The sequence below is a fragment of the Streptococcus mitis genome (assembly GCF_000722765.2).
Taxonomy (GTDB): domain Bacteria; phylum Bacillota; class Bacilli; order Lactobacillales; family Streptococcaceae; genus Streptococcus; species Streptococcus mitis_AQ.
Window position 1 is genome coordinate 1,787,994 of sequence record NZ_CP028415.1, and the last position, 13,201, is coordinate 1,801,194.

Consider the following 13,201-nt stretch of genomic DNA (forward strand, 5'->3'; position numbering starts at 1 on the left):
ATTTATATTATAGCACTTTTTGTAAAGGGATACAAATCTTATAGTATAGTTTCTACCTGTTTTCGGTAGGCTTTTGGTGATTTTCCGCACAATTTTCGGAAAACTTTATAAAAATATCCAACGTTACTGTAGCCAACAGCATAACAGATATCTTCGATACTGTCACTAGTTGAAAGTAAAAGTTGCTGAGCAGCCTTAATGCGTTGTTTATTTAGTAACTCTGCGAAGGTCGAATTGGTTTCTCGCTTAATCAACTGCCCCAGATAGACAGGATTGATAAAGAGATCCTTACTGATATCCTTGAGGGAAAGTTCTTTCTGATAATCACGCCCAATAACTTCCAGTACACTAACCACATTTTCATTCATACGATATTGTCCAAAGAAGCGAGTTAGAGTTTCCTTGATATAATGAACCAATTCATCGAAGGTTTGAATAGCATGAATCGTTTTGACAATATCCGTCAAATCATCAGCTTTGAGATGTTCAAATAAATGAAAGACATCCATGACAAACTGGATAAAAAGCTGTTTGGTAATCGGAACACGCGGCGTATTTTCAAGAACCACCTTCTCCAAGAGATTTAACTCTTCTACGATTTGATTGAGATTTCCCTGAATGATAACCCTATAAATCGGTTCGTAATAGGCAAAGAGGCTCTCAGACTGTTTTAGATTTACAGAACCGTAAAAGAGGGCTTTCTCAGCATTCAGCTTCCAGCGTTCAAAGTGTTCTTGATAGGGAGCTTCAAAGGGAGTAACGACTAAACCATCTAGGGGTTGATCAGAAATAAAAATCTGCCAGTCTTGACCCAAGACATAGTAGGGAATGGTAAAAGAGCCTTGTTTTTCCTTGGATAGGCCTATCCACCAATTCTCCTCACCTCCTAGATAACTAACAAATCCAGCCTCATCTAAATCTTGACTGAGGGTCTGACTTTTCTTTCCTCTCTCGCTGAGCTGACCTGCAATCTTCTCCAGCAGATTTCCCAACTCTACCTTATCTACTGGCTTGACCAAATAGTCCACCACACTAAGGTTCATGGCTTTTTTTACGTAATCAAACTCCTGATAACCTGACAGCAAGATATAGGCAACATCCGGTAAGATCTCTTTCATTTCCTTGATCATCTCAAGCCCTGTCTTATCTGGCATATTGACATCGGAAATGACCACATCTACTGGATTTTCCTGCACATATTCTAGGGCTTCATCGGCATGGCTGGCTGTTGCGACGACCTCCATATCCCACTTATCAAAGGGGATCAAACGCTTCAGACCTTCTGTCACCATGTACTCATCATCTACTAATAATACTTTATACATTTTCTCCCTTTCTACTCATCTTGAATTGTAATACGGTACTGAACACCTGCTTGCTCTGCAGACTCTATAGTAATGGCATAGCGGTCCCCAAAATAGAGCACAAAACGCTCATGTACATTGACAATCCCGATAGACTGCTTTTGATCACTATAACTGGCTTGGTGTTCAAAATGTCTCTGACTTAATTTTTCTCGGAGATTTGCCAGCTTTTCAACCGACATTCCTCTACCATTATCGACCACCAAAATTTCCACAAAACCATCCTGTTTAAGAGCTTTAATGCTAATCACATTATCTGTTCGTCTGTGGTCAACACCATGAGCGAAATAATTTTCTACTAGCGGTTGCAAGGTAAACTTAGGAATCTTCATATTCTCTAACTCTGGATCTATCTTGAAACCATAGGCAATGGACTTGGGATAGCGAACCATGCAGAGATAGCTGTATTTACGGCAAAATTCTAATTCCTGTTTGAGAAGAGTTTCTCTTTCGTCGGAAATATTGTTACGCAAGAGGCTACTGAACTCATAAATGATATCTGCCAACTCATCTTGACTCTGCATGACTGCGTACATACGCAAGAACTCCAGAGTATTGTACATAAAATGGGGATTAATTTGAGCCTGCAGGGCTCGCATGTTGGCATCTTTTTGGCTGAGCTCTAGCTGATAAATATCATGGATATTCTTTTCCAAGCGATCCAACATATCATTGGTCGTCTCCGCGATTAGGAGCAATTCCTGATCCTTTTCAAGCGTATCAATGCGAAGACCTTCTTGTCCTTGGGCAATAGCTTTGATGGAATCCACCAGATCCACTACCTGCTTTTGATAATTAGCAAAGGTCTGCCTCAACGTCAGATAGAGAATGACAATAAAGAGAAGGCTCAAACCCACAATCAAAGCAGAGCTAGCCACTGTTCCTTGTAAAACAAAGTTTTTAGGAACTGTCACCTGAACCTGATATCCATGAGAGGTCATACCAACAAACCAGTTCTCATGTTCCCTATCGACCCTCTCACCAATATGAAAAATCTCCGTATCAAAAGGCGATGTCACAGTAACAGCCATCGGAATATGACCCCGGGTATTGTCAATTGCATGATATAAAACTTCTGGATCCAAGGAGATGTATATCACTCCTATAGATTGATCCGTTGCTGGATCCAGAACTGGAATGCCAAAACTATTGGCCTCTGGTTTAAAGGCCTCAGCAGGCAAGATATGACCACTTCTTTTATCCCTTGTTGAAACATAAACTTCTTTAAAATCCTGCAAGACGATTGCAACACCCGTTATAGAGTCATTTTGGACATAAAGATCATCAATGTTTTCATACAGAGAAATAGAAGTTGACGAAGTTGCTTGATGCTCCAACAGCCAATAAAAATACTCAGAAGTTGACAAGCTAAAGTACTTATAAACCCCTTGTATACGGTCTTGATTGGCTACTAAATCTTGCGCCAGTTGGGCTGATTCTCTATAATAATACTCCACCTCATCGACTGTTCGAGTGGTTACACGCTGGGCTACTCTTTGAGCTTCCTTTTCCCGTGAATCCCAGTCAGCGTAAGAGAGTAAGATTGCAAAACTCGCAATAATAATCATCATAACTGAACTATAGGTTCTTAGAAGCGTATGTAGCCAAAACTGCTTCATCCTACTTTGTCGCCAATTTTTCATGGATACTTTCATAGACCGGTTCCAACATATCACTGATAAAGAAATGCCACATCCCAATTCCTACAAAAAATAGCAGGGCAGGCATATAGTAACCAATTGCCACAAGTAGCGCTGTCCCAAGGAGAACCTTGGCTACAGCCTCTAAGCTTATAAAGATGCCAATCAAGGATAGTTTGAGACTATTTCGATAGGACAAATCAAAATAAACTTGTAATTTCAAAGATACTGTATAAGCCAAAAAGATCAGGGCAACTACTAGGACATTCAAAAAGGTCGCAATCAAATGAACAATAGTCTGATGAGGCAATTGCACCAAGAGATACAAGCCGTAGACCAAAACTAAATCCACTCCTAGAAAGCTATAAAAAATCAGGTTGCTTGAGACAAAATTTTGCTTGTAAAGAGACCAAGCCTCCTTCAAACTATATTCTCGAAAACTATAACCATGTTCTGCATATAAGCTCATCAAGGTGGCGCTAGCCGGCGCTAGACCAAGGATAATTCCCCCTGTTAAGGTTAATAGCCAAAAGAAGGCTGTCGCAATCATCCCTAAAAAGAAACGATTAAAGACAAAGTCTAAAAACCTACCCATGATATCCTCCTAAAATTAACTATGAAACTATTATATCATATTTCAAGCGTTTTCAAAACTTATAGTGCCCATTTACAATCCCACCAAACCATGGTACAATGAGAATTGTGAAAAAATTATCAGGAGACAATTCATGAAAAAATCTATCTTAACTACACTGCTTTTTGCAGTTCTTTACTTCCTCTGCATGGGGATTGGTGTCCTTTTGGGCAATCTCTTTGACCAAACTGGAAACATGTTTTATGCGCCTGCCTTTACTGCCCTTGTCGGCGGTAGCGTCTATATGATTCTGGTCGCAAAAGTTCCGCGCTTTGGAGCCATTACCACTATCGGCCTTGTCATTGCTCTCTTTTTCTTGGGAACTAAACACGGTGCTGGTGCCTTCCTTCCTGGAATTATCTGTGGCCTCCTAGCAGATGCAGTAGCTAGCCTCGGAAAATACAAGGACCAAACAAAGAACTTTCTTTCTTTTATTATTTTTGCCTTTAGCTCAACTGGCCCAATCTTACTTATGTGGATTGCGCCCAAAGCCTATATGGCTACCCTTCTAGCAAGAGGAAAATCGCAAGAATATATCGACCGTATCATGGTTGCTCCAGACCCTGGAACCATCCTTCTATTTATCGCAAGTGTTGTCATCGGAGCCCTAGTTGGTGCCTTGATTGGACAATCCTTGAGTAAAAAATTTGCGCAGAAAATCTGATTACTAAAAAAGAGCCAAACGGCTCTTTTTATTTATGGCTCAATTTTTTGGTCAGGAAGTCTCCCAAGAATTGGATTGCAAAGATAATCAAAATGATAATGATGGTTGCCAAGATGGTCACATCGTGATTGTAGCGGTTAAATCCATAAGCGATGGCCACGTTACCGATACCACCAGCTCCAACCGCACCGGCCATGGCTGTTTCACCAACAAGGGAAATCAAGGTCACAGTCGTCACACGAATCAAATCCGGAAGACCTTCTAGTAAGCCTGATTTTCCTAGGTTAAAATTTTTTACCCGAAAAACTTCTTTTTTCTAGTGATAAAATCAACCCTATCACACTCACTACCAAAAACACCCACCAACAAAGCCTGATATCTTGCAAAGCTAAGAAGGAAAATACAGACATCCCCAAAGGTAATGTTAGGGAAAAAATCATACTCAAGAGATTATTACTTCGAGCTAATACATCCGCACTCAAATTAGACAATAACAGAGTATCTAATTTAGGCATTGATTTCGACATCAAATACATGACAAAGGCTAAGCAAACAACACCTACTAGAGGAGAAAAATCTAAAATATTAGCAGTAGAAAGCACGACAAACAGACTTGCATTGAGCGATAGCAAACTTGAAAACGACAATTTCCCAAAATAATCATGGGGAGTTAGGCTACCAAGAATAGCTCCTCCCAAGCTAACACATTCAATTAAAAATAGGGCCTGAGCATAGCTGAGATGATAGATAGTATGGTCTAATAAGTAAAAGTGGTAAATACCTCCAACAGCTCCTCCCAAAGTATTCATTACCAAAATAACAAGAATCATTTTAAACAATGATTGACTTTCTCTCTGTCTAAAGATAGCATCCATGTCCGCATAGATTGACTTAACTTGTTGAAATAAACTAATCGACTCATTCTCTACCGTTACAGACAAATGCGTCAATTCTCTTCTATTTTTGAACAAAATAAGAGAAGATAGTAAAAAGAAGCCAGCATTCACAATTGCAACAAAAGAAAAATTTTGGTGGCTTGTTGTGAGTAACCACACTCCTAAGGCTTGACCTCCTAGATTTGATAAATAGGAAACAAACTGAGTAAATGAATAAGCTTCATAGAGCTTATCTTCCGAAATATTATGCTGGATAATCGGCATACGAAGACCTGCTGTATAATCTGATAAAATATCCGAACAAATATTAACCATACAGATAAAAGCAAACGTTACGAAGTTCGGATCATGAATCACACTAGCAATCAAAAGAAATAGTAGACTTTGCACACAACCAACCCAGATAATTGTCCCTGCTTTATTCCGAGTATGATCAGCCTTAATCCCAACATAAAAAGTAAATAGGAAAGGTAAAATCGTAATCATATTCGCCATCAATACAGCTATATTTTTAAAGGGTAGACTCGCAGCATAAACGATAAATACCAGATTATAAATATAAGCTCCACTTGAGCTCAAAAACCTTGATAAGGTCAGTATTCTAAATAAATGATGTCTTAAGAATAGTTTCATAACAGGCCTTTCTCACATTTCAAAGAATATTCTATTGAAACCAGTCTAACAAAAAAAGCGGGATTCCCCACTTTTTTGTAATATATTTTTTCTGAAAATAGAAACTCTAGCGTCTAGAAACTACTAATTATCAATCCATCTACAAGGCTATTTATTTTTCATCAGTCGATGTAATTGGAATATATTACAAATCTTTATTTGAGAGCTGACTTGCAAAATAGTTTTCATAGTATCTTGCACCATCTATATACTCTAAATCTTGTAAGATTGTAATGCCTCTTTGGATTTTTTCAAGCCCCTCATTTTCTACTTTAAAAATAGTATCATAATACCCTTTAGCAATCATATAAATGATTTTAAGATAAGCTTCAGATTCTGGCAATTCTCGTTTTTCAATCTGAAAAACAAAATAGTCTGCTTTTAATTTATCCTTTTCCTCTATTGCTTTAAAGAATCCATTAATCAAAATGGTATCAATACCGATTTTGTTACTAGGTAAAGAACCTAATAAATCCGTCTTTTGTAACATCTCCCTAGAATATTTAAAGTAGAGGGGCAGAGGGAACAAAGTAGAAATCGTTGAAAATAGTTCTAATTCATAATTTCCCCAGATATCAATAGTAAAAAAATAGTCATAGAGAAAAGTTAGTTCTTCATCCGTTGCTCTTATTTCTGAATCAAAAAACACAAGAAGGCTCTTGATACGAATCATTTGTAAAAGATAGCTTGTTTCACCACTTGATCTATACTTTTGAGTCGTCTCTTCATACAAGGATTGGAGAGAATCAATCCCTTCTCTATCATATAGTTCCCAGAGATTTTCTTGAAAAGCCAAAGCCTTTTTCTGAGAAAAACCACGTACCAAGTACATAAATTCATTCAAATCAGAGTGGATGTTATCTAAGGCAGTAATCAATTTCATAGACGATAAGTCTGCTTCTCCACGCTCAAATTTGCTCAGCATGGAATAAGTAAACTCTCCCCCTGTCGCCTCCTGTAGAGATACATTCCGACTCTTTCTCAATTCTTTAAAAACTTCTCCCAGATTTTGCATATTGACTCCCCACAATTCTTAACTCTCTAACTCATAAAAGTGACGATTGATAGCAACCAGTACAGAGAATTTAAAGTCTTAACTATAACGACAACTCCTATGAATGATGTACAGATGACCTAGCTCTTTTTTATTTATGGCTCAATTTTTTGGTCAGGAAGTCTCCCAAGAATTGGATTGCAAAGATAATCAAAATGATAATGATGGTTGCCAAGATGGTCACATCGTGATTGTAGCGGTTAAATCCATAAGCGATGGCCACGTTACCGATACCACCAGCTCCAACCGCACCGGCCATGGCTGTTTCACCAACAAGGGAAATCAAGGTCACAGTCGTCACACGAATCAAATCCGGCAGACCTTCTGATAGGTAAACACCCACGATATCCCAGAATGTCGCTCCACTCGCTTGAGCCGCCTCAATGACACCACCATCCAATTCAGCCAAGACAACCTGCACCTGACGGGCAAAGAAGGCAAAGACCGCAAAAGATAGGGGTACAATAGCCGCATTTGGTCCGATACTTGTTCCTACGATTAGATGAGAGAAGGGTGACAAGACTGCCAAGAGAATGATAAATGGTACCGCACGGAAAATAGAGGTAATCTTATCTAAAATCCAGAAGACGACCTTATTTTCCAAGACACCACCTGGCGCTGTCAAAACAAGGAAAAGACCTGCCACTAGCCCCAAGAAACCTCCGATGATGAAAGAAAGAACTGTCATATAAAGAGTTAGATAGATGGCTGTTCCCCAGCCTGCTTGACCAGCCCAGCCCATTTTATAGACATTTGGTAAATAGGTTTGAATCAATGATTCCATCTTACTGTCCTCCCTTCAATACTTTTAGCTGCACGCCTGCTTGACGGATAGTTTCTTGAGCACCTGCTAGCGCTGCTTTTTCACCTGACAAGACTACAACCAATTCTCCAACAGGAGTGCCATCGAGGATTTCGATATTCCCATAGAGGATATTAGCCGTTACTTGGTAACGCTTGTACAATTCATTCAAAAGTGGCTCATCTGTTGAAGCTCCAGCGTACTTAAGTTGCACCAAGATACTGTTTTCAGACAAGTGTTCCACGATTTCTTGCTTCTCGATTTTGACCATGGCTTCGTCAATACCTGTGGCTGTTGAGATAAAGTCCTGAGTCAAAGGTTGTTTAGGGTCTGAGAAGATTTCAAGGACGCTACCCTCTTCAATCAAATGCCCATCCTGCATAACTGCCACACGATTGGCAATATCTTTGACAATCTGCATTTCATGCGTAATCAAGACAACAGTTAATCCTAATTTTTGGTTCAAATCTTGCAACAAGGCCAAAATTTGCTTGGTTGTCTTAGGGTCAAGGGCAGAAGTTGACTCATCTGAAATCAAGATTTTTGGATCATTGGCCAAGGCACGCGCAATGGCCACACGCTGTTTTTGACCTCCAGATAGTTGTGAAGGGTAGTTTTCAGCACGGTCTGCTAAGCCAACCAAGTCCAACAACTTGGCTACTTTAGCCTTCTTTTCTTCCTTGCTGAGTCCAGAGTGTTTAAGGGCAAAGGCTACATTCTCCTCTGCTGTCTTTTGGCTCATCAGATTAAAATGCTGGAAAATCATCCCGATATCCTGACGTTTACGACGCAACTGCTCTGCCGTCAAAGTCACCTTACCATCAAAAATCACATCGTCGTCAATGGTAATTTTCCCTGCAGATGGTTTTTGCAAGAGGTTAATCACCCGTACAAGGGTTGACTTCCCTGCTCCAGAATATCCAACGATTCCGTAGATATCCCCTTCTTGGATGTGAATGGTCACATCCTTGACCGCTGTGATGGTTCTCTTCTTTTGGTGAAAAGTCACATCGATCTGATCTAACTTAATAATATCTCTACTCATAGCTTCTAATCAGCTCCTCTACTAATTCAATATGGGTGTAGTAATCGGCGATTCGCACGTTTTCATCTCCACCGTGGTCTCGGCTATTGGCATTTCCTAGACCGAAGGCCACCATTGGTACTTCTAAAGCATCAAAGACCGTATGCATAGGCCCTGTTCCAGCTGTAGTCGGCAAGACTGAAACGCCCTGTGGATAGAATTTCTTGGCCAACTCGATTACATTGAGAATGGCTGGCGCGCTCATATCGCTTCGATAGCTCATCTCTCCCAAGGTATAGTATAATTCTACCTTATCAAAGCCATTTTTGTCTAGCTGTTTCCGAATTTTTTCCAGAACATCATGCGGTTCTAGGCCAGGAACCAAACGAACCTCTAGCTTAGCACTGGCTTCTGCTGGCAAAATCGTTTTAACGCCTTGTCCTTGATAACCTGACTGAATCCCTTCGATATTAAGGGCTGGCTCGAAAAAGAAACGTTTTAGGAAGGCTGCACGATCCTCTTGTAAGAGAGGCAATTCCAAACCATAAATCTGGCTGATTTCCCCTGGATTGCGTTGAGCATAAGTATCTACCAAGGATAATTCCCGTTCATTTGGTTCTTGTACTTCTTCGTACAAGCCTTCAACTAAAATACGGCCATCTGCAGCGCGAAGAGACTGTAAGGCTTGAAGGAGATACCAGGGAGCTGATTCCACAACCCCACCATAACTAGAATGGATATCGACATCAGCACTTTTAACCTTGGCATCAAAGGTCACAATCCCCTTATTTCCACCAGAAATTTCCAGCTGTTCCAAGGCATTTTTGGTCCCTTGTTCCCAGACCAACAAATCTGCGCCACGGAGTTTATTCGCATGTTTTTCCAGATACTTATCTAGGTCTGTCGAAGCGGATTCCTCCGCACCCTCCATGATAAAACTGATATTGACAGGCAGGTCATCGTGGTGCTTCATATATTTTCTCAAAGCACTCAAACGAGCTGTGATATGACCCTTGTCATCGTCAACCCCACGCCCATACATAAAGCCATTGCGGACTGAAAGAGTAAAAGGATCTTCTGTCCACACCTGATCCCCATCAGCTGGTACAGTGTCATAGTGGTTATAGAAAATCAAGGTCTTGGCATCTGGGCGCGAACTCTTGAAATGCGCCATGACAAAGGGAGCCGTATAAGTCTCATCAATCTCCACTTCAGCCCCAACACGCTTGAAAATCTCACCCAGATAATTTGCGACTTCCTTAAGTCCAACCTGCTGGGCAAAGACCGATTTCTTAGAAATCAAGGTATGCAAAACCTTAAAATAATGCTGGGCTACATGATCCTTTTCAAATTTTTCAATTTGTTCTTGTTCGCTAGGAAAAACCATATTCTCTCTACCTTTCTATGAATTACTCTTCCTGACAATCCATGCTCTATACAAAAGCAAGAGGTGGAATTTTCTCTCCCACCTCCCTATTTCTTATTACCAAACTGGTTGATCCAAACCGTCTGATGTTTCTTCGATAATTTTTTTCACTTCATCTGTATGGTAAGCTGCAACAACTTTCTTGATAGCATCAGCCTTAGGTGATGATTCCCAATCTTTTTTCGCAACAATGATGTTGTACCATTGTTTTGAATTTTCATCAGCTTGTTCTTTGAAGAGTGCTTTCTTGTAGTCCAATTTTGCTTCTGTAACGAAGGTATTGTTTACAACGGCAGCGTCAACTGATGACAATGAACGAGCTGTTTGGCTAGCATCCAATTCAGTGATTTTCAAGTTCTTTGGATTTTCTTTGATGTTAGCAACTGTTGCAAGAGCAGTTCCAGAAACATCCAATTTAATCAAGCCAGCTGATTGAAGCAAGTAAAGCGCACGGCTTTCGTTTGTAGCGTCGTTTGGTACAGCAATTTCTCCGTTTGCTGGGATGTCTTCTACTTTAGTGTACTTGTTGTCACTTCCATTCAAACCTGAGTAAAGGCGAATTGGAGAGATGTAAGTATCTGCAATCGCTACAAGGTCTTTCCCGTTTTCTTTGTTCCAGTTGTTCAAGAAGTTATAGTGTTGGAAAGCGTTCAAATCTACTTCGCCATCAGCAGTTGCCTTGTTTGGTTGTGAGTAGTCTGTGAACTCTGTAAATTCCAAAGTGATACCGTCTTTTTTAACTAATTCTTGGATTTTATCCCAACGTTTTTCTTCAGAACCGCTACGGTTAACAGTTGCGATTTTGATAGTTGTTGCATTGTCTGCTTTCTTTTCTGAGTTTCCACAAGCTGCAAGAGTCAAACCTGCGACTGTAGCAAGGGCTGCTACACCAAGCCATTTTTTGATTTTCATGATTCTTTCTCCTTAAAAATAATACCGTACTAGTATCTCACAATTTGTTTGATTTCACAAATTGTTATTAGATAGTCAGATATATAGTTTAAAGCTATATCCCTAAAAACTGAGAAATCACCCACCTTACTCAGAATGGATGATTTCAAGCAATTATTTAATATCCGCTTCTGCTGGTAGATAATTGTCTCCGAAGAATTGTTTTGACAATTTTTCAAGAGTTCCGTCTTTGTAGAGTTCTTGGATACGTTTGTCTACAAATGTTTTCAACTCATCTTGACCTTTAGCAAGAAGTGGGTAAACGTAAGGTTGTTGGTCGCTTGGAAGATCGATGACTTTCAAGTTGTCCAATCCTTGGTTCTTGATGACTGTTTCAACAGTGATTTTATCAAAAATCTTGTAGTCAAACTGACCATCGCTCAAGTGGCCCATGATTTGTTGTAAGTTTGCTTTAGTATAGTTAAGGATAGTTGGGTTATCTGAGTGTTGTTTGTTGTAGTCTTCTAACTGTTTCGCAGATGTTGTTCCTTGAACAACTTCTGTTGATTTTCCACCAACATCATCAAGCGATTTGATGCTAGAATCGTCTTTCTTGACTACAAGAACGTTAGGGTCTTTAACAGTTGGGGCTGCATAAAGGTATTTTTCAGCACGTTCTTTAGTGTAGCTGATGTTGTTAACGGCCATTTGGTAACGGTCAGCGTCAAGTCCTGCAAAGACTCCTGACCACTCTGTCTTCTCAAACTTGACATCATACTTGTCAGAGTCTTTAAAGATAGCGCGAACCACTTCAATTTCATAACCAGTCAATTCGCCATTTTCTTCATAGTTGAATGGTTTTGGTGAAGAATTAGTTGCAACAATAATTTCTTTCTTGCTAGCTGCTTCTCCTTCTTTCTTAGCACCACCTGAGCAAGCTGCTAGCACACTTGCAGCAACAAGCCCTAGGGCAGCAAGAGAGGAGTATTTAACGATTTTTTTCATGTCATTTCCTCCAAAATAGAATACCTTATAATCTTAACAGAAAAAAATCATTTACACCATTATATGATAACTATCTCTGTGATAGGTTTTCTTTATGGCTGATTTAAAAGACCAAACGCAAGACTGCAATCAAGACTACTTCAAAGAGAACCGTTCCGACTAGATTGCGGTAGCGAACTGAAAAATCACCCATCTGAATCAGAATGGATGATTTCAAGAAATTATTTAATATCTGCTTCTGCTGGTAGATAAGTATCGCCGAAGAATTGTTTAGACAGTTTTTCAAGAGTTCCGTCTTTGTAGAGTTCTTGGATGCGTTTGTCCACAAATGTTTTCAACTCATCTTGACCTTTGGCAAGAAGTGGGTAAACGTAAGGTTGTTGGTCGCTTGGAAGTTCAATGACTTTCAAGTTGTCCAATCCTTGGTTCTTGATGACTGTTTCAACACCGATTTTATCAAAAATCTTGTAGTCAAACTGACCATCGCTCAAGCGTCCCATGATTTGTTGGAAGTCTGCTCTAGTGTAGTTAAGGACAGTTGGATTATCTGAATGTTGTTTGTTGTAGTCTTCTAACTGTTTAGCAGATGTTGTCCCTTGAACAACTTCTGTTGATTTTCCACCGATATCATCAAGTGATTTGATGCTAGAGTCGTCCTTCTTCACTACAAGAACGTTAGGGTTTTTAGCAGTTGGGGCTGCGTAAAGGTATTTTTCAGCACGTTCTTTAGTGTAGCTGATGTTGTTAACGGCCATTTGGTAACGGTCAGCATCAAGTCCTGCAAAGACTCCTGACCATTCTGTCTTCTCAAACTTGACATCATACTTGTCAGAGTCTTTAAAGATAGCGCGAACCACTTCAATTTCATAACCAGTCAATTCACCATTTTCTTCATAGTTGAATGGTTTTGGTGAAGCATTGGTTGCAACGATAATTTCTTTCTTGCTAGCCGCTTCTCCTTCTTTCTTAGCACCACCTGAGCAAGCTGCTAGCACACCTGCAGCAACAAGCCCTAGGGCAGCAAGAGATGAGTATTTAACGATTTTTTTCATGTCATTTCCTCCAAAATAAAATACCTTATAATCTTAACAGAAAAAAAACATTTGCGCCATTATATGATATCTATCTC

At 39.8% G+C, this 13,201-nt stretch carries 12 protein-coding genes and 1 pseudogene; 1 reads left to right on the forward strand and 12 read right to left on the reverse strand.

From position 1 onward, the window contains the following. Positions 1-38: 38 nt before the first annotated feature. Genes SK637_RS08950 through SK637_RS08960 form a run of 3 tightly spaced genes read right to left on the reverse strand, consistent with a single transcriptional unit; the run spans position 39 to position 3,599 of the window. Entirely contained in the window at positions 39-1,325 is a 1,287-nt protein-coding gene (locus SK637_RS08950) for a response regulator transcription factor (RefSeq protein WP_033689473.1), read from the reverse strand. 11 nt (positions 1,326-1,336) lie between these two features. Then, the gene (locus SK637_RS08955) at positions 1,337-3,007 is read right to left on the reverse strand and encodes a sensor histidine kinase (RefSeq protein ID WP_284698238.1); all 1,671 of its coding nucleotides are present in this window, start codon (positions 3,005-3,007) and stop codon (positions 1,337-1,339) included. Further along, positions 2,985-3,599 (reverse strand): YesL family protein, encoded by a 615-nt coding sequence (locus SK637_RS08960; protein WP_033689474.1) that lies wholly within the window; start codon positions 3,597-3,599, stop codon positions 2,985-2,987. The genes SK637_RS08955 and SK637_RS08960 overlap by 23 nt, the downstream gene beginning before the upstream one ends. 133 nt (positions 3,600-3,732) lie before the next feature. On the opposite strand from SK637_RS08960, the gene SK637_RS08965 reads away from it, so the two are divergent. Continuing rightward, complete coding sequence (locus SK637_RS08965) at positions 3,733-4,302, forward strand: MptD family putative ECF transporter S component (RefSeq protein WP_000748388.1); 570 nt, start codon at positions 3,733-3,735, stop codon at positions 4,300-4,302. A gap of 28 nt (positions 4,303-4,330) precedes the next feature. On the opposite strand, the pseudogene SK637_RS08970 reads toward SK637_RS08965, so the two are convergent. The 9 genes and pseudogenes from SK637_RS08970 to SK637_RS09010 form a co-directional block, all read right to left on the reverse strand. Further along, positions 4,331-4,570: pseudogene (locus SK637_RS08970) on the reverse strand (ABC transporter permease); the annotation flags it as partial. 16 nt (positions 4,571-4,586) lie between these two features. Beyond that, positions 4,587-5,831, reverse strand: a complete 1,245-nt coding sequence (locus SK637_RS08975) for an MFS transporter (RefSeq protein ID WP_033689475.1) — start codon at positions 5,829-5,831, stop codon at positions 4,587-4,589. Positions 5,832-6,015: 184 nt separating this feature from the next. After that, a complete protein-coding gene (locus SK637_RS08980; protein WP_237397629.1) occupies positions 6,016-6,753 on the reverse strand; it encodes an Rgg family transcriptional regulator in 738 nt (245 codons plus the stop codon). A 262-nt stretch (positions 6,754-7,015) separates the two neighbouring features. Next, entirely contained in the window at positions 7,016-7,708 is a 693-nt protein-coding gene (locus SK637_RS08985) for a methionine ABC transporter permease (protein WP_000444647.1), read from the reverse strand. A gap of 1 nt (position 7,709) precedes the next feature. Continuing rightward, positions 7,710-8,771 carry a methionine ABC transporter ATP-binding protein gene (locus tag SK637_RS08990; protein ID WP_033689477.1) on the reverse strand — a complete coding sequence of 354 codons (1,062 nt, stop codon included), beginning with the start codon at positions 8,769-8,771 and terminating at the stop codon, positions 7,710-7,712. After that, a complete protein-coding gene (locus tag SK637_RS08995; RefSeq protein ID WP_033689478.1) occupies positions 8,764-10,137 on the reverse strand; it encodes a M20 family metallopeptidase in 1,374 nt (457 codons plus the stop codon). The genes SK637_RS08990 and SK637_RS08995 overlap by 8 nt, the downstream gene beginning before the upstream one ends. A 96-nt stretch (positions 10,138-10,233) precedes the next feature. Then, entirely contained in the window at positions 10,234-11,088 is an 855-nt protein-coding gene (locus SK637_RS09000; protein ID WP_033689479.1) for a MetQ/NlpA family ABC transporter substrate-binding protein, read from the reverse strand. A 153-nt stretch (positions 11,089-11,241) separates the two neighbouring features. Beyond that, on the reverse strand, positions 11,242-12,072 hold the full coding sequence (locus SK637_RS09005) for an amino acid ABC transporter substrate-binding protein (RefSeq protein ID WP_033689480.1): 831 nt from the start codon (positions 12,070-12,072) through the stop codon (positions 11,242-11,244). A 221-nt stretch (positions 12,073-12,293) separates the two neighbouring features. Beyond that, positions 12,294-13,124, reverse strand: coding sequence for an amino acid ABC transporter substrate-binding protein (locus SK637_RS09010; RefSeq protein ID WP_020901826.1), 831 nt, complete (start codon positions 13,122-13,124; stop codon positions 12,294-12,296). Positions 13,125-13,201 lie beyond the last annotated feature (77 nt).